Origin of the sequence: Pseudoalteromonas sp. Hal040 (assembly GCF_037162425.1) — a bacterium.
Lineage (GTDB): Bacteria > Pseudomonadota > Gammaproteobacteria > Enterobacterales > Alteromonadaceae > Pseudoalteromonas > Pseudoalteromonas gelatinilytica.
The window spans coordinates 310,737-328,025 of sequence record NZ_JARLUU010000001.1 but is presented as its reverse complement, the minus strand read 5'-3'; the positions used below and the strand labels follow the sequence as shown (position 1 = coordinate 328,025).

The 17,289-nt window shown below is 40.2% G+C and carries 13 protein-coding genes and 1 pseudogene; 3 read left to right on the top strand and 11 right to left on the bottom strand.

Annotated features, from left to right (window positions below):
• Nucleotides 1-41: 41 nt before the first annotated feature.
• The gene (locus P4S60_RS01475; RefSeq protein ID WP_337114783.1) at nt 42-881 is read right to left on the bottom strand and encodes a WYL domain-containing protein; all 840 of its coding nucleotides are present in this window, start codon (nt 879-881) and stop codon (nt 42-44) included.
• A 145-nt stretch (nt 882-1,026) separates the two neighbouring features.
• On the opposite strand from P4S60_RS01475, the gene P4S60_RS01470 reads away from it, so the two are divergent.
• Together P4S60_RS01470 and P4S60_RS01465 are read left to right on the top strand one after the other, a co-directional pair.
• On the top strand, nt 1,027-1,608 hold the full coding sequence (locus P4S60_RS01470; RefSeq protein ID WP_337114782.1) for a hypothetical protein: 582 nt from the start codon (nt 1,027-1,029) through the stop codon (nt 1,606-1,608).
• Between the two features lie 21 nt (nt 1,609-1,629).
• The gene (locus P4S60_RS01465) at nt 1,630-2,685 is read left to right on the top strand and encodes a hypothetical protein (protein ID WP_337114781.1); all 1,056 of its coding nucleotides are present in this window, start codon (nt 1,630-1,632) and stop codon (nt 2,683-2,685) included.
• A gap of 382 nt (nt 2,686-3,067) precedes the next feature.
• Here P4S60_RS01465 and P4S60_RS01460 read toward each other — a convergent pair.
• The 10 genes and pseudogenes from P4S60_RS01460 to P4S60_RS01415 form a co-directional block, all read right to left on the bottom strand.
• Nucleotides 3,068-3,673 (bottom strand): annotated as a pseudogene (locus tag P4S60_RS01460) (Abi family protein); the annotation flags it as partial.
• Nucleotides 3,674-3,862: 189 nt separating this feature from the next.
• A complete protein-coding gene (locus tag P4S60_RS01455) occupies nt 3,863-6,034 on the bottom strand; it encodes an ATP-dependent DNA helicase (protein ID WP_337114780.1) in 2,172 nt (723 codons plus the stop codon).
• Entirely contained in the window at nt 6,031-6,468 is a 438-nt protein-coding gene (locus P4S60_RS01450) for a VPA1267 family protein (protein ID WP_337114779.1), read from the bottom strand. Before P4S60_RS01450 ends, P4S60_RS01455 begins: the two co-directional genes overlap by 4 nt.
• 2 nt (nt 6,469-6,470) lie before the next feature.
• Complete coding sequence (locus tag P4S60_RS01445) at nt 6,471-6,956, bottom strand: hypothetical protein (protein ID WP_337114778.1); 486 nt, start codon at nt 6,954-6,956, stop codon at nt 6,471-6,473.
• Complete coding sequence (locus tag P4S60_RS01440; RefSeq protein WP_337114777.1) at nt 6,949-9,015, bottom strand: integrase; 2,067 nt, start codon at nt 9,013-9,015, stop codon at nt 6,949-6,951. Before P4S60_RS01440 ends, P4S60_RS01445 begins: the two co-directional genes overlap by 8 nt.
• On the bottom strand, nt 9,005-9,817 hold the full coding sequence (locus P4S60_RS01435; protein WP_337114776.1) for a tyrosine-type recombinase/integrase: 813 nt from the start codon (nt 9,815-9,817) through the stop codon (nt 9,005-9,007). Before P4S60_RS01435 ends, P4S60_RS01440 begins: the two co-directional genes overlap by 11 nt.
• A 17-nt stretch (nt 9,818-9,834) precedes the next feature.
• Nucleotides 9,835-10,596 (bottom strand): hypothetical protein, encoded by a 762-nt coding sequence (locus P4S60_RS01430; protein ID WP_337114775.1) that lies wholly within the window; start codon nt 10,594-10,596, stop codon nt 9,835-9,837.
• Nucleotides 10,593-11,891, bottom strand: coding sequence for a site-specific integrase (locus P4S60_RS01425; RefSeq protein WP_337114774.1), 1,299 nt, complete (start codon nt 11,889-11,891; stop codon nt 10,593-10,595). Before P4S60_RS01425 ends, P4S60_RS01430 begins: the two co-directional genes overlap by 4 nt.
• 338 nt (nt 11,892-12,229) lie before the next feature.
• Complete coding sequence (gene ssb / locus P4S60_RS01420) at nt 12,230-12,916, bottom strand: single-stranded DNA-binding protein (RefSeq protein ID WP_105182086.1); 687 nt, start codon at nt 12,914-12,916, stop codon at nt 12,230-12,232.
• Nucleotides 12,917-12,936: 20 nt separating this feature from the next.
• Nucleotides 12,937-14,304, bottom strand: coding sequence for an MFS transporter (locus P4S60_RS01415; RefSeq protein ID WP_337114773.1), 1,368 nt, complete (start codon nt 14,302-14,304; stop codon nt 12,937-12,939).
• 162 nt (nt 14,305-14,466) lie between these two features.
• Here P4S60_RS01415 and uvrA point away from each other — a divergent pair, with 162 nt between their 5' ends.
• Nucleotides 14,467-17,286 (top strand): excinuclease ABC subunit UvrA, encoded by a 2,820-nt coding sequence (gene uvrA / locus P4S60_RS01410; protein ID WP_337114772.1) that lies wholly within the window; start codon nt 14,467-14,469, stop codon nt 17,284-17,286.
• The last annotated feature ends 3 nt before the right edge of the window (nt 17,287-17,289 follow it).

The following is a 17,289-nucleotide window of genomic DNA, read 5'->3' as shown; positions in this document are numbered from 1 at the left end:
TTCCACCAACTGCTAGCTTTCCTAGCTTATTATTTTCAGTCCTAGTCATTACGCAACTCAATATACTCTTTCACGCTGTCATAATTACTTAGGTACAAAGTTTTATTTAAATTAATACAATTAGAGTTACTCTGATAATCTATGTTCCACGCCTTAAGTAAGAAGCTGACAAAAACAGCTCGAACCTTCAACTTCATGCTCCCTGAATTCATCCCATAATCTAACTCTATAGCTTTTGGATAAACTAATTTGGGGTGTGGAATAAGTTCTAATTCACAAAATGAATTCCAATTTATATCTAGATCCACAGATTCAGTGCTTTTTAATGGGCTATTTACTAATTCAATTTTTATAAATCTTGTTAAAGTGTAGCTTTTAAAACTCTTATTTTTTCTATCAAAAGCTCGCACATACCATCGAAGTCCATCACTAAAAACCGCATGAGGCACAATTTGCCCTTTAACTAAACCACAACTAAGCGACTCGTAGTGACAAGCAACTACTGATTTTGAAAAAATAGCTCTCGTTATCGCCGATATGACTTCAGTGGTTGGTTGACCTAACTGCACAGTATCAAAACAAAATTGAGAAGCATCTCGTACCTGCGATATTTCGCCACTAGAGCCGTTTACAAGCGCTTTAAGGGCATTCGTTGGGTTATGCTCAAAAACAGCTCTGAAAGCTTCTGAGCGAACATAACGCTTATTCTCGTGCATTAGCACAGCGTTACCAGGAGCCAGTTCTTTATACAAAGCAAAATCACGAGTACAGGATGCAGGACCTATCCCAAACTTTTGGATAAGTTCTGCCCTTGCTATTTGACCTAAAAACTCAAGATTAAAGTCAATAAAAGCAAGGCGTTCACGCTGTGAATGGCTCATACTATCTAACAGCATTCGGACATATTATATCAATATTTATTAATCTTAGATTAGATGAAAGTCGAAGATGCAGCAATCAAAATGATGAAATCATTTTGATTTTATGTGCTATCTTTTAAGTTCGATAATCAACCTATTAGATACTATGAACGTTAAACCTGAAGGCTGGTACATATTGAAGTTTTACCGTGAAGATGGAACCGAATCCTTCAAGATTTTTTCAACTTGGCAGCAAGACGATACTTGGAGACTATCTTCTGGTTCAGATACGCTATCGAACCTTACTGTCCAAGGAAAATGCCTCATATGGCCACAGATGTCTGGGTCCATTTATGAGCTACCATTCGAAGGGCAAAATCAAACTACGTCATACACACTCAGCATATTGGAACAAAAGATAATTCCTACTTTAACTGAAGGTAGAATAAAACTGACCAGATTGGACTTAATTAACAATGACTCATTTGATATCCACACAGTCACAGAAACTAAGCTTAATGATGTGAAAGACTTTAACCCTCAAGAATGTGTTAATAATACACAGCGACTGCAAAACGATGTACATACGAAAGTCTCAACAGAGAATTCATATACTGAGCTAAGCAATGAGTTTGGTGGGTTGTTTAAAAGGATTGAGTCACCCAAAGATCCTTTATCAATTTTTAGAGCCACCGAAGAGGAACTTCGGGCGACTTATAGACCAGGGAAAACTGAGAGTGAATCATAAAGTAAATGCATGGAGAGTTTCATGAGAATTGAACAAATGCCGGGGTATTCATTGCCAACCCTAGCAGTATGGCCACAACCTTGGTATGAAGGATGTTTATGGCAAATGTATGAACTAAAATTAAGAAAAGATGGTTCACTACACTGGTATATAGGCTTCTATGAGTTTGATACGAATCATGTGAAGGCAGATGTTTATGATACTTATGAATCCGCCGTGCAAATTGCAAAGGAAAGAAACCTTGAGCTGAACATCACCTTCAATCAGCTTGAACTTGCGAAACATGAAAGAGAATCCTTGCAACTCAAAATAGAAAAAGAAGTAACAAGACAGAGCCGCCTTTTTGGAGAAGAGCAACTTATGCTTTCTGAAGGCTTGAGTAGGCACAAAGAAACTCCTCGCCCACGAGCCGAAGACCTGATTTTACCAAGTAATAACGAGAACATTCGCAGTTCATTAACTGAGATTTTAAACGAAACGCCCTACGTAAATTTTGTTAGATTAAAGAGATACGGTATCAGCTTGCTAAAAGAAGGCCATAATGATTGGACCACAAGAGCCAAACACACCAAACAAACTGCCAAATACTTCTATCGAGAAAAAATTGCAGCAGCATTTGGATTAAACGGTGCTGAGCATTGGGGTAAAACTAAATCTAAAATTAGAGAAATTTTGCTGCCTAGAGCAAATCAGCTACTCCAATTAGCAAGCGTAAAAAGGATGCTCGCCGAAGCTGAGATCCTGGGAAAAAAGGTCGTGGTTGCATCAGGCTTTGTGTTTTGGTTTGAAGAAAATAACAATGTTGGCTGGGTTGTTAAAGAAGTGAGTTATACAAGCGCAGAGAAATCAGGAAATACTCTCTGGAAGAAAGGGACTATATTATCTAAAAATCATGGCCGTATCGTTGTTTTGCCGTACATAAAGGAAAATGGAGAGCTCGTTCAAGGCCACACCAAGAATGCACCACATGATGGGATAGCAAAACCAAGACATCCTAAAGAATATGTAGAACTTCCGTATGAAGTATTGGACGATGACTTGATGCTTGGACTGTTTGGTGAGCTGAAATATGAATAGTTTCGATGATTAATTTTTTGAGATATTTAGCATGTCGTGCTTTAGATTACACCTCCAAAAGTATGCTTGTGAGCACAGGTAAGTATCGAAAACCTCTATAAATAATAACTTTTTATTCTCTTATACTCTTTTGGGTATTTAGGCTTTCTTGACTTTCTTTTTATAGCCAAAAGCCTCGATTTTTTAACCTTGTGGGCGTAGTTAATACCGTTTATAAAGCAATTGGATTTGCCATGATAATATCGATAGAAACCGAGCATATCCTTACAAATAAGCTGTTCCAATCTTACCCATGGATCACTATTTTCAAAGTATAAAATAATATCTTTATCAATCCACTCTAAAACAATTCTAATTAGTTTTAGCATTTTTTCGAGACTTGTTAATGTATGACGAGGCTTTTTTGGAAAAAACCCACTCCTCCTAAATTAGATATCTCTGGAAAATTTAGAAGTGAATCATGATGACCAAGCCGGTTTCTAAAAAGACGAACTTGTTCAAGTATAGATGTCAGTAAGTCAATAAAGTCATTATCGTGTGTAGGAGCATTCGGGAACATCGCATTAAGCAAGTCAGTTCTCTTATCATCATGAAACTTTGGTTTAAGTTGCTTGATTACTTGTGGCCAAAAAGCAAAGGACAATTCAGCAATCACAGCGTCAGGAGTTAAAGACTTTCCTTCTCGTGAAAGCTGGCTAATCGCATCTTCAATTTTCCCTAATGATCCTGAATATTTGTAGCCGGATCTTTTGTCTTTAAGTTTTTTCCCCGTTAGTCGATGCTTGATATGTAATGGGGCTTTTTTAGCATGAATAACGGAGATTCCCATCCAATCGTAACTATCATTTACACGAGAATCGTAATAATTAGATAGTGTGAAGTGAATTGTATTTCTCAAGACGACTTCGAAATCATTCATAACCGCAAAAAATGAAGATGATAAAGATTGATGCCAGCGGTAGACTCCCTGGAGTTCCATATCATCAGTTGTTTTAAAAAACTCTGAAACTTACTTTTTCTTGGGATGGAAATTAAATCGTGCATAATCCGTTGCTTATAAGGGCCAGAAAGTAAAAAACCCGCCAAAGGGCAGGTTTTTTACTCAATTTGTATAGTAGCACGTCCAAAAGGTTTAAAAACTACTATCTCTACATCGCTAATAATAGTGATATCTTTATTATGTTGCAAGTTTAAAAAGTAAATTAGGTAAAAAACTTCTGCGCAGAGATACATAGCCAACCGCTTTAACAACTTCAGTAAAGTCAGACTCATTACCAACTATATGAACCTCTTGCTCGGCTCTTGTAATAGCTGTGTAGAGCCAAGCTCGATCAGTTATTCGGCCTTTCTGTAGTGCAACAATCACCCTTGGAAACTGAGACCCCTGTGCTTTGTGGAGCGTAATGCAATAACCCAACATCATACTATCCAACAAGTCCTGGGTAATGCGAACAAACTCACCCGTATCAAGTTGCACCTCTCCGTATTCGTTTCCAGTAGAGTCAACACTGGTCAAAGTCGCCAACGTGCCATTTTGAATTCCTCTCTCATAGTTATTCTGTGTAAATAAGACTTCATCTCCCTCACGTAAATCACCTCGAAAGTACACTTCACCGTGCATGAAAAACTGCATGGCTTGCCCATTTGGGTTCAATGAGTTCTGAATCCACTTATTTATGTCATCGACCAAAGCAGTGGTTGGCGCGATCACACGGCTATTTCCAGGCGACTGTTGATAAAGCTCAGCACAAACATTCTTAAGCTGCTTATCTGGAGTATTGTGAAAGTAGATCTTGCCCGAACTCAATTTTTTCGGAACAACGCCTTGATTGATAAGGCTAGAATACTCCGGAATTCCACTTGAACACTCCTGCCTTTTAACAATATCCAACCTGGTATTTGCGATACGCTTTGAATCAACCAAATCAGCTAAAACCTTACCACACCCGATTGGTGGTAACTGATCTGGGTCGCCAGTAAATATCAAACGGACAGATGGGTGAACATGTGTCACTAAACGATACATAGTTGGTAAATCAATCATTGATGCTTCATCAATAACCAATACATGATTAGGTTTATTGAACGATGGTGTAACAGGCTCTTTCCTCAAAAACGCGGCGATTGTTAATGTTTTAAAACCAATTGACTCATTAAGACGCATCGCGGCTCTTCCTGATAGCGCCACAGCATGTAATTCAAACCCCATTGCTCGATAAGACTTCAACACAGTTCGTAATACGGTTGTTTTACCAGTGCCAGCACCGCCCGTAATACAGCTAATAGCATTACTTAACGAAGTTGTAATAGCTTCATTCTGTTTATCTGTTAACTCGTAACTTAGTTCTCTAAGAGCGAGTTGGTTGGCTTGTCTAGCCGTATCACTATACAAGTTATTATTGGTGGCGAGTAATAAAAAGCGCTTCGCCACTACAGATTCCATTAATAATTGGGCTGTTGGATGATATGTCCCTGTATCGCTATTTAATAGATACTGAACAGAGCTGTAACCAGCTTGAAAAGCTAAACTGACTAGCTCACCGCTTTTAAGGCACTTCATCAGTAAGGGCTTTAGCCGTTGATGAGTAGTAAACGTATGTCCACGACTTACTTCCACACTGATTGAAAATTCAAGTGCGGCACTCAATCTGAGAGGACTGTCTAAATCGACCTCAAACTTTGTTTGAGCAAGTTCATCCACATCTTTAAAGCTCATACCAAATCCAATTAAAAGGTATGGATTATTTCTAATCGAGATAACAGTGTCTTCATCATGGAATTTCAGCAATCGCTGCTGAATTGAAGATGGTATTTTACATTCTGACATCCAATTACAATGAGCTAAGTTTTTATATTTTGCATATCCCAAATACAGCGAGTTAATGGACTCCTCAGATAATACTTGTCGCAGCTCAGCTCTGTTTTTAGTGTTGTCTTTTTGCAATTTTTCATGAAGTTTATTGCCAAATAACTGCCACAGAGCTCGGGCTTTGCTTTCCCCGATCCCTTTAAAGTCTTTTTCTTTCGCAATGAAGCGAATTAGTTGCTCACCGGTCTCAGGTAAAGTACAGATAGTGTTACTCGGTGAAGTGTATGTATGCTGTTGCATCACATAGTTATCGAGCTCTATGTCTTCAATAGCTCTAGTACCTTCAACCCTCCAATATTGCCCGATTGAGGGTTCGACTGGCAGCAACTCTAGTTTTGACTTGATGGTTATATAGTACTTACCATCATTAATTTTGTATGAATCACGTTCTATTGGCACCCCAGAAAAAATGATAAATCCAAGAGCTTTGTATGGAATACTAGTAACACGTAATTGATCTGAATGAATAGTAGAGTTCATCGTGGCATGAACCCCATTTCAGATAGCGTTTCAGATAGTTCTGTATAACGGCTAAGTTGGTTTTTTAGCTCTTTAACTAAACTTCGCAACTCAACATTCTCTCTTTCTAAAGCAGATAACCTGCCTGATTCTCGCTTTCGCTTGCTAGCTTTAAGATCGTATACCTTACCATTACTTGTAACTTCTTTTGCCTCATCAGTCAGCGGTGGAAGAATCCCCTCCTTCCTTAATTGATCTTCCAACTGATTGATACCTGCACGCAACGTTGGATTCTGAGTTAATGCAGAACGCCCACAATCAATGGCCTTTGCAATCTCCCCCCGATTTAACTTTCCTCGATAAATAATTTGGCGATAAGTATCATCTGTCTGAGTTGCTTTCCAAGCTTCAAATGCCTGAACATTTGCAAGGGCCAGCTCAATTCCATTTGCCATACCTAGCCCTCCCTACGATTTACTTCTGAAAGTGGCTTTTCAAGCATTTGCACAACACTGCTTACATCAGTATTTTGATCAACAACTACAGCATGGTCTAAAGTGCAGATACGAACTCCATGTAAATAAGCATTATATTGCCACTTAATAAATCGTTGTTTATAAGCCTTATTCTTATCTAACAACAGCTCAACTTGTGCTTCTAAGGCTAACGCTTTATTCTTCCAGTATTCAAGGTTATAGTCTTCTGACCCTGATGGTTTATCTTGCTCACAAACAGCATTCCTCAACTCTTTTTTCCGTTTAGTAAATGCCTCTTGGATTTCAAGATAACTTGATAAAGTTTGTCGAGTTACACCAACCTTCTCAATGGAGAGATGGCACGCCACCTCTTCACATAATAACCCCCAAGTTAACTTTCCTTGCCAATTGCGAATAATAGATAGAACATCGATAAGTGACTCTTCAGTAACCACTACTTTAGGCATCGTCACCTCTAAGTAGCCCAAAGATTTCGTTTTGCATTTCGAGTTCGTCGGTCGAAGGTATTCCAGTTGTTAAACCTTTTCCTCGCAAAACCTCTTTTGAGGGTGATGGATCATATTGTTCAGGAATAAACAAAGCAGTGCCATCTGGAATGCTTTCATCTTCAAGAAGACGAATTTTGGTTCGGATGTGCGCCAAGCGCCACATATGATTATCAACCCAACGATCAGCACCAAAAGCACCTAATTCATGTTCTTTCATGGCCTTTTCAAGCTGGCTCACTACTGCTTTTTCTCGCTGTTTTAGCAACTCTAAAGACTTGCTAAAACCTTTAATGCAAACTAATTCTTTGCAGGTTTCACAGTCACCATGGCGCTGACAAGGAAGCATTGCATAATCATGAACACATAGCCCAAGCTCAGTCGTAATAGTACACCCTGGTAAGTCACTACCTATATCTTCATATGAAACAGGAATATTTAAGTTAATCTTATCTAGCGAAGAGGCATCTTCAGGGATCATTAAAGCGCCAATTTCATCTGCTTTTTCTTGTTCTGTACGATGATCATAACTAGCATTATCTCTTATTAGAGCGCGTCCAGCCCAGTTTGCTAGGGTAACCGCATCCATGCCACCACGTTCCGCCATAGTACTCAGCCAGTGTCTGGCTCCATGAGTATCGACCCGTAAATAAGTTCCATCTGCTTTTTTAAACCCATGCTTAACCCACAAACTAGCCGCAGAGCGGCTATCTTTTTGTATAAACCGATCATTAACTTGGTTGCATGTTGGAAACAAAAAAGAAAATGGTTTTGCAGCTCTTGCCCTTGGGTTAAATTCATTTTCCCGATATAGCATTAGAGCTTCTGATACCTTTACTTTCCTCTCGTTATCAATAAAAGGCCAGTTCGGGAATTTTGATGTGTAAAAAGCCCACTGATGTTGACCTAATGCTCGATAGGAAATTTTACCGTTGTTTTTTTCGTAAAGATCTTTCAACCATTTAGTTCCATGTTGAAGTGATGACTCATTTTTAATTACCAACCCAAGAGCTGCACCAAGCTGTTGTGGAGTTAGTATCTTATCTTCAGGGTAATCAGGAGGCGTTAGGCAATCACTGTGCCGATAAAATATTCCTGGATTATTCTCAGCAAATTTTGCTGCTAATCTTGCTGACTCACCAACTCTGATTAAGCGACTATGAGCTTCAATAACAACCTCTTTCATCTCTGTTGGAACCCACTTGATTCCCTTCTTTCCTTTCTTTGAGGGATTCCATCTAATACCAAGCCTTTCTATGCCAGCTCTATCTTCTTCTTTGACAAAACAATCGATTGGTAGCGTTAACTCCGAAAAGCGAGATGGTGCGGTCATTAAAATCGCCATTGCTGACGTATAATATTCAGCTTCTACTCCATAAGTAGGGGCTTGACTAAACATATTAGCAACCAGCATCATTTCTTCATTGCTTGGAAGTTGCTCATTCCTATGCTCAATACCTTTTTCATCTAGTGAAATGGTCAGATCTTTCTCTCTGGTATAATTATTCTTCCATTGTGGAAGGCTAGGTGTAATCTGGTTATCACGACAAAAATCAAGTAACAACTCCATTTGATACCCAGCTTTATTCCTACCTTGTTTGTTAGAAAGCCGCTTAGGAAATAAAATATTTACTTGCTCTAAAACCAACCCATCTAGAAGTAAAACATCAGCACTTCCCTTAGCAAGAATAAGTGCCTCTTCCAATATTCTTAACGCTTCAAATTGGCGCTGAAGATTAGATACGGGGTTATATGAAAAAATATAGCGAATATATGCCTTCGCAAAATCGATAAATGGCGTAGCCATTGGGTAATAGTTATATGAATCAAATGGCTTTGTGTTTGTAGCAAAGCGAGCGATCACCTTCTTTGTACCTTTGTGGGTAGCCCATTTACTCTCCTCCCAACAGTTTTTACCAAAAGCACTTAACTTGGTTTTACTGACCTCAATAAATCTCGTTAGGTTTTCTTTAGCTGTTAACTCAGCTTTCGCCACAAAGTGGTAAATGTTATTTTCCATTGTTCATGCCCTTCTCACGTTGCAGCTTAATTTCCTTGCACTTATCCACAACCATCTCAACAGCTAAAATAAGACGATCTTTTGTTGCAGCATATGTCTCACTTTTCGTTTCTTTTAAACGCGCTTCTTTTTCTGCATAAAGGCTTTCAAGAAACTTCTCATGAGGCGCATCGAGTAAGGGCCGAAATTTTTCACATAAATAACAAGCTTCATATCCTTTAATACAAAAATCATTTGTACCACAGGCTCCGACTTCTGAATTGTCCTTGTTGGGAATACGAGCAGCGAGGTCATCACCACGCTCACCTTCTTCAGGTTTCTCAATAACTTTACCCAGAAATGCATGTGCAAATGGCGCGAGTTGCTTGCCAACAGCTTTATCGATGTAAGTCACTGTATCTGCGGTGTTCTCGGTATATACCTTTACATTTTGGGTGTCCGAATGGCCTAGTGCTTTAGCAATAACCTGTGCTCCAAGACCTCTACGAGCAAGGTTAGTCCCTCTGGTATATCGAAAGCGACGAGCGGAAATATGAATAACATCTCCAGTCCGCTCTGAGTAGGCTTGCTGCTTTTTGCGAAATGACATCATGTAATCATTTCGAAGGTCATTAACCCCCATATGAAATAGGTCTAGACTTAGAAGTTCTCGTGATAAGGAAATACCTTCATTTGCAAAATTAGTTGCAACCTTCCAATCAATAAATAAAGGCACTAACCCTTTAAGCTCTTCAGGCAATTTTGTATTATAAAGGCTCTCAAGCCTATTAGTTTGCACCTGAATAAGGTTCAATAAAATCAAGTGCAGCTCTTCGATAATCACAATTGAATCGAACTGAATTCTAAAGTGCCCCCTCTAACTTTTGCTTTAGGAAGATTTAGAGTGTAGCTCTCTACACCTTTACATGAAGGTTTTTTAATAATTAAATCAACAGCTTTTAGTTGCCTAATATTTTCAGGTCGATAGGCGGTCGCTTGTACCGTGTTTACATAAGCATATGTAGGCAAGCAAATACTACCTTCCTTGAATAAACGGATAAGCTCTAAATTGATAGCTGTATATTCATTGTCCGTAAAAGCACCCGAATACGAGCAACGATTAGCAACAGCAACACCTTTAGGTCCTCCTGGGATGGTCAACTTTTCAAGGACATTGACCATTTCATTTGTTACCCCGAAGAAACCATATTCATGCCAACTAAAGAAAAATGCTCGCAGTGAACCTAAATAATATTTATGCTCGTCATCTAATATTGCATTCCAATTTAAGAGCGTATATTCATCAATTGATGTTGATTGGGTATCTCTAATCATGCGCTGAAATCGCGAATAAATATTCAGGGTGTATAGTGCAGATAGTTCCTGTGCATAAATAGAAAGCGAATTACGAAACCCTTCAAGTAGCTTCGGCTGAATAGCTAGGATGTCTGGCATGAAGGATATAGTCACATCTTTATTTAGTTTCCATTTATGACTATCAACATCAAAGCTGTATCCGTCTTTTGATACTTTTAGGCTACTATCAAAAACAGTATTTGACTTCATATCTTGCTTAATTTGCATATGCATTTTTTCTATCATTTAGCGTCCTTTTTTAGTTGCGCTTGTTTAATATCTTCTTGTAACTTTTCTTGCTCTAGCAATTGAACTTCATTGGCTTTTTGGCGTATGTGTCTTTGGTTGTAAACATCTCCCGATGCTTCATTTGAATGCCCCATCAAGTGCATACGCATCTTAGCTTCTTTCCCAGAATCAATTGTTTGATAACCAGTCTCTCCCAGTTCAGCCAACTTATTGTTCGCATCAATTTTTTTAGAAAACTCTTCGTTACCGTTATGTCTAAAAAAGTGCGGATGTAAAATGGAGAAACGGTCATCCATTGATCTCAATTCACTAAATATGTCGTCAAATGCTTTAATAGAAATGGGGTTCCCCAGCGTTCTTCCATTTTGATGCACCACAAACAAATACGGATGTAGCTTAGCCCCAGGAATCTTCGCCCGAATAGTAGTGATATATTCATCAATCAAGCTTGCAGTATTTGCAGAAATAAGAAGCTTTCGCTCTTTTGTTTTAGCAACTGGCTGATGGGGCCTCTTATCGTGTTTATCATCTTGAGTGCGCTCTACCCAGACATACTTTCTAGCCCCCACTAGGTCCATACTTGTAATCTTCATCGAAAGTAGCTCCCCTTTTCTAATGAATAACTCTCTAAGTAATAAAATCATCAAGTAATTTCGTTTTTTGTTTTCTATATTTTTAAATGGGTTATCAGGGTGACTAAAATGGGCTAACTCTAAAAAATCCTGAACTAAACCTTCTGGAATATCGTCATAAGATTTATTTAAATTGGCTCTTCCTTTAGGCAGCCTTGAAGTAATGCTCGCGTTCATATTGGCAATTTCCATAGCAAGTTCTGCATTATTTCGATGCTGAACAGCAAGCTCAGCAATAAAATTTAAGAAGTCTCTAACTGCCGTCATACGTGCATAAAGATGACGCTTGCCCACAGAACGCAAATGAGTAATTGAACTTGGAGAGTCATGCAGGTTAATTACCTTTTTTCGTTTGCTGCTCCCTTTATTGTTTTTATAGAGGCCAATGTCCAAAGAAAGATGGTCTTTAATACTGACGATATCCTCAGAAGTTAAAAACTTTGCATCCTTAAATTCTAAAAATAGATTCCTTTGGTTTATTTTTTCCCAGTGGAATAACCAATCTACCGCTCTGAGCTTATTCGTTATAGTGCTAGCTTTTTTGTTGCGCTGAGTCGCAGTAATCCACAAGGTAGAGTAAAAATGGGGCATGCCATCCTCACCTAATAAAACAGGGTAGCGCTCACCATTTTCAAAAATTAGGGTTTCTAATTTGTACATCTGAAATTCACCATATTTCTCTATTGCTAAGAACCATAGTTCGCAAACTTTAAATCGCCAAGAAAAAATTTGACTTTTTAGAAAAAGTATGATTTTTGACTTAATATACTGATAATTAAAGGGTTGGACAAAATTGAGTAGATTAAGAAGAAATTTATTAATGAGATTAAAAAGAATAGAAGCGCTAAATTTACACTTTTAAAATACAGCAAAACTTCTTTCACAAATTTTTAAGAAGCTAAAATGTAAAAATAAAAAAAACCCAGTTTTTACACTGGGTTTGGTTTAGAATTTTAATAAAAAGTGGCTTATATTTACACTTTTAAAAAATACAGGACCTAGAACGGGATATCGTCGTCAAAGTCGATAGGTGGTTCCATTGGGTTTGATGCGCCGCCTTGTGGTGCATTTTGTGGCTTAGGTGCAAAACCGCCTTGTTGAGGCGCACTGTTTTGCTGCTGACCATAACCGCCACCATATTGGTTATTGCTTTGTTGAGGTGCAGATTGTTGCTGCGGGCGCTGTTGTTGCGCAGGTGCAGACTGCTGCTGTGGCGCATAGCTATTATTGTTGCTTTGCTGCATTTGCTGGCCAGAACCGTAGCCGCCACTTTGTTGTTGGCCACCTTGGTAACCGCCTTGTGATTGACCACCTTGATAGCCACCACCTTGCTGCTCACCACGACCGCCTAACATTTGCATTTGACCGCCCATGTCTACCACGATTTCTGTAGTGAATTTTTCTTGGCCTGATTGATCAGTCCATTTACGTGTTTGTAGGCGACCTTCAATGTAAACTTGTGAACCTTTACGAAGATACTCACCAGCAACTTCTGCTAGTTTGCCAAATAACACTACACGGTGCCATTCAGTACGCTCTTGCATTTGCCCTGTGTTTTTATCTTTCCAGCTATCTGTCGTAGCAATGCTGATATTCGCTACGCCATTGCCATTAGGCATATAACGTACTTCTGGATCTTGGCCTAAATTACCAACCAAGATAACTTTGTTCACACCGCGTGCCATGGAACTTCTCCTATAAAACGTTAGATTAAACCAGCCACTTTGCGTGCTTGGTCTAGGTCAAATTCTTTATCATTAATCTTTAAATAGCTGCGATTTTCATCACAGACAACCGTTGCTTCAATTACGCCCGGTAAAGCAACAAGACGAGAAGCAAGCGCTTGTGCCTGCTGCTCTGAACTTAATTCAGTCATTAAGCTAATTATTTTACTTCTTGGTGGGACTTGCATATTCCAAGCAAGGATAAGCCATATTACCCCAACAAGTGCCGCCGCCGCAAACACTGCTTGCGCACTTAATGCTTGAGCAACGTAACCTCCTAATAAACCACCTAAAAAGGCACCAAAAAACTGTGTTGATGAAAATACGCCCATCGCAGAGCCTTTCTGGTTTGCAGGAGCAATACGTGACACAAGTGCAGGCATGGTTGCTTCTAAAAAGTTAAAAGCAATAAAGTAAACCAACATACAAATACCAATGCCAATCACTGAATCAACCCATAACGACATTGCTAGCATGCTTAAAACAAGCAGCGCGATTGAGCCAATAAAAGCTTGTTTCTCTTTTTCTTTACGAATCGCCACAATCATCATAGGCGCCATTAAGAAAAACGCTAAAAACAACACTGGGATATACAAGTACCAATGATGATCGGCAATTAAACCATCTTTGATAAGCTGACCTGGTAAGGCGACAAATACAGTGGTTAATGTCAGGTGCAGCAGCATTACACCAAAATCAAGGCGTGCTAATTGCGGGTGTTTAATCAGGTGTTTAATGTCATCTAAAGTTGCGAGCGTATCCCCTTTTGGGGCTTTACTTACCGCATTAGGAACTAAAAATAACACGATTAAAATACCTAAAATGGCAAGCCCTGCGGTGAGCCAAAATACCCCAGCGACTCCCCACGATGCAGCAACAATTGGCCCAAGTAACATAGCAACAGCAAAGCTCATACCGATACACATACCAATGACGGCCATAACTTTAGGGCGTTGCTCATCACGGCTTAAATCAGAAGCCAGCGCTAATAATGCACTGGCAATCGCGCCCATACCTTGCAAGGCGCGTCCTAGCGTTACCATTTGTACAGACTCAGCGGTTGCCGCAATCACTGAACCAAGAGCAAACATACAAAGGCCACCAATAATCACTTTTTTGCGGCCAATTTTATCAGACAACCAACCCATCGGTATTTGTAACACCGCTTGCGTTAAACCGTAGGCACCAATAGCAAAGCCAATCCAAAGCGGCGAAAACCCTTCTAATTGCTGACCATAAATCGCCAATACTGGCATCAGCATAAATAGGCCAAGCATACGGAATGCAAAGACGCTCGCCAACGAAACGGCAGCGCGTTTTTCTCGAGAGTTGAGTGAAGATGCTGTCATGAATTACTGATCTTGCTGTCTATTAAAATTTGAGCGTGGATTCTATCACAAGCGAAAACTAAATAATCACCTGTAAGCGATGATTTTTTCTTTGATCAAGGATTAATCTTATCGCGTATTATGAGATACTGAAAAAATAATTAGGTAATAAAACGAGATAGCATGGAAAACATTGAAGTCCGAGGCGCCCGTACGCACAATTTAAAAGACATCAGCCTAACCATTCCCCGTGATAAGCTGATAGTTATCACTGGCCTATCTGGTTCAGGGAAATCGTCTTTAGCGTTTGATACTTTGTACGCAGAAGGGCAACGTCGTTATGTTGAATCATTGTCAGCGTATGCAAGACAGTTCTTATCGCTGATGGAAAAACCCGATGTTGATCACATTGAAGGTTTATCACCTGCTATCTCTATTGAGCAGAAATCAACGTCGCATAACCCGCGCTCAACGGTCGGTACCATCACCGAGATTTACGATTACCTACGTTTATTATTTGCCCGTGTCGGTGAGCCTCGCTGCCCTACTCACGACTTACCGCTTGCAGCACAAACGATCAGCCAAATGGTCGATACAGTTTTAGCGCTTCCTGAAGGGAGCAAGCTAATGTTGTTAGCACCGGTTGTGAAAGACCGTAAAGGTGAGCATGTTAAGCTGCTTGAGCAACTAGCAAGCCAAGGTTTTATTCGCGCACGTATCGATGGCGAAGTCTGTGACTTATCAGATCCACCTACCCTTGAGCTTCATAAAAAGCATACGATTGAAGTTGTGGTTGACCGCTTTAAAGTTAAAGATGGCCAACAACAGCGTTTAGCTGAATCATTCGAAACAGCCCTTGAGCTATCAGCTGGTATTGCCCATGTAGCGGCAATGGACGATTCACTCAGCGAAGACATGCTGTTTTCTGCTAATTTTGCCTGCCCAACGTGTGGCTATGCAATGAGTGAACTTGAGCCTCGTTTATTCTCGTTTAACAACCCTGCGGGTGCGTGTCAAAGCTGTGATGGTTTAGGTGTGCGTCAGTATTTTGATCCAAACCGTGTTGTGCAAAATCCAGAGCTAAGCCTATCGGGTGGTGCAATTAAAGGTTGGGACAAACGTAGCTTTTATTACTTCCAAATGCTGCAAGCTGTCGCTGAGCATTATAAGTTTGACCTAGAAGTGCCTTTCCAGGAGCTTGGTAAAGATGCGCAAAAGGTGATTCTTGAAGGTTCAGGTAAAACTAAAATTGCCTTTAATTACCGTAACGACCGTGGTGATTTAATTACACGAAATCATGAGTTTGAAGGCGTTTTAAATAATATGAATCGCCGCTACCGTGAAACAGAGTCAAACTCAGTGCGCGAAGAGCTTGCAAAATACCAAACAAGCCAAGCGTGTCCGAGCTGTCATGGCTCTCGATTACGCGAAGAAGCTCGCCATGTATTTATAGGCCAAACCAATCTACCAGCAATCACCACGATGAGTATTGGTGAAAGCATGGCATTTTTTGATGGTTTAAATCTAACAGGCCAGCGCGCCCAAATTGCCGATAAGATCCTTAAAGAAATTCGTGACCGTTTATCTTTCTTAATTAATGTAGGCCTTAATTATTTATCACTTGAACGAAGTGCCGACACCCTGTCTGGCGGTGAAGCGCGCTGTATTCGTTTAGCAAGTCAAATTGGTGCAGGTCTGGTTGGTGTAATGTATGTACTGGATGAGCCATCAATTGGTTTGCACCAACGCGATAACGACCGCCTACTAAAAACCCTTATTCACTTACGTGATTTGGGTAATACGGTCATTGTGGTTGAGCATGACGAAGATGCCATTCGCGTCGCGGATCATATTATCGATATCGGCCCAGGTGCAGGTGTTCATGGCGGTCATGTTATTGCACAAGGTACCCATGACGATATTCTTGCCAGCAAAGATTCAATCACGGGTCAGTACCTTTCTGGTGAGAAGAAAATTGAAGTACCAGCGACTCGCCATCAAACCAACGACAAATGGCTTGAGCTATTTGGTGCCACAGGTAACAACTTAAAGAACGTTGATTTACGTATTCCATTTGGCTTAATGACCTGTATCACCGGTGTATCAGGCTCAGGTAAATCGACACTTATCAACGACACTTTATTTAAACTGGCTCATACCGAGTTAAATGGCGCAACGACCGCTGAAGCGGCCCCGTACAAGTCAATCAAGGGCCTAGATCATTTTGATAAAGTGATTGATATTGACCAAAGCCCTATTGGCCGTACTCCGCGCTCAAACCCTGCCACTTACACCGGCATTTTTACTGGTATTCGTGAGCTATTTGCAGGCACACAAGAAGCCCGTTCGCGTGGCTATAAAGTCGGTCGCTTTAGCTTTAACGTTAAAGGTGGCCGTTGTGAGGCTTGCCAAGGCGATGGGGTGATCAAGGTAGAAATGCACTTTTTACCTGATGTGTATGTACCTTGTGATGTGTGTAAAGGTCAGCGCTACAATCGCGAAACCCTCGAAGTACAGTACAAAGGTAAAAACATTCACCAAGTACTCGAAATGACCGTTGAAGATGCCCGTGAATATTTTGATAAAATTCCGGCCATTGCACGTAAACTGCAAACTTTAATGGATGTTGGCTTGTCGTATATTCGCTTAGGTCAAGCTGCGACTACCCTCTCGGGTGGTGAAGCACAGCGTGTGAAACTGGCTCGCGAACTTTCAAAGCGCGATACCGGTAAAACGCTATATATCCTTGATGAACCAACTACGGGTTTACACTTTGCTGATATTCAGCAATTATTAGTAGTACTTCACCGCTTACGCGATCATGGTAATACCATTGTTGTTATTGAGCATAACCTTGATGTGATTAAAACTGCTGACTGGATTGTCGATTTAGGCCCAGAAGGTGGTTCAGGCGGTGGTGAAATTTTAATTTCTGGTACACCTGAAGACGTCGCCGATTGTGAGCGCTCACACACGGGAAAATACTTAAAACCATTACTATAAAAA

Excerpts from the sequence above, each read along its gene's own strand:
- P4S60_RS01475 (WP_337114783.1), bottom strand. The coding sequence starts at position 881 with ATGAGCCATTCACAGCGTGAACGCCTTGCTTTTATTGACTTTAATCTT.
- P4S60_RS01470 (WP_337114782.1), top strand. The coding sequence starts at position 1,027 with ATGAACGTTAAACCTGAAGGCTGGTACATATTGAAGTTTTACCGTGAA.
- P4S60_RS01465 (WP_337114781.1), top strand. The coding sequence starts at position 1,630 with ATGAGAATTGAACAAATGCCGGGGTATTCATTGCCAACCCTAGCAGTA.
- P4S60_RS01455 (WP_337114780.1), bottom strand. The coding sequence starts at position 6,034 with ATGAACTCTACTATTCATTCAGATCAATTACGTGTTACTAGTATTCCA.
- P4S60_RS01450 (WP_337114779.1), bottom strand. The coding sequence starts at position 6,468 with ATGGCAAATGGAATTGAGCTGGCCCTTGCAAATGTTCAGGCATTTGAA.
- P4S60_RS01445 (WP_337114778.1), bottom strand. The coding sequence starts at position 6,956 with ATGCCTAAAGTAGTGGTTACTGAAGAGTCACTTATCGATGTTCTATCT.
- P4S60_RS01440 (WP_337114777.1), bottom strand. The coding sequence starts at position 9,015 with ATGGAAAATAACATTTACCACTTTGTGGCGAAAGCTGAGTTAACAGCT.
- P4S60_RS01430 (WP_337114775.1), bottom strand. The coding sequence starts at position 10,596 with ATGATAGAAAAAATGCATATGCAAATTAAGCAAGATATGAAGTCAAAT.
- P4S60_RS01425 (WP_337114774.1), bottom strand. The coding sequence starts at position 11,891 with ATGTACAAATTAGAAACCCTAATTTTTGAAAATGGTGAGCGCTACCCT.
- ssb (WP_105182086.1), bottom strand. The coding sequence starts at position 12,916 with ATGGCACGCGGTGTGAACAAAGTTATCTTGGTTGGTAATTTAGGCCAA.
- P4S60_RS01415 (WP_337114773.1), bottom strand. The coding sequence starts at position 14,304 with ATGACAGCATCTTCACTCAACTCTCGAGAAAAACGCGCTGCCGTTTCG.
- uvrA (WP_337114772.1), top strand. The coding sequence starts at position 14,467 with ATGGAAAACATTGAAGTCCGAGGCGCCCGTACGCACAATTTAAAAGAC.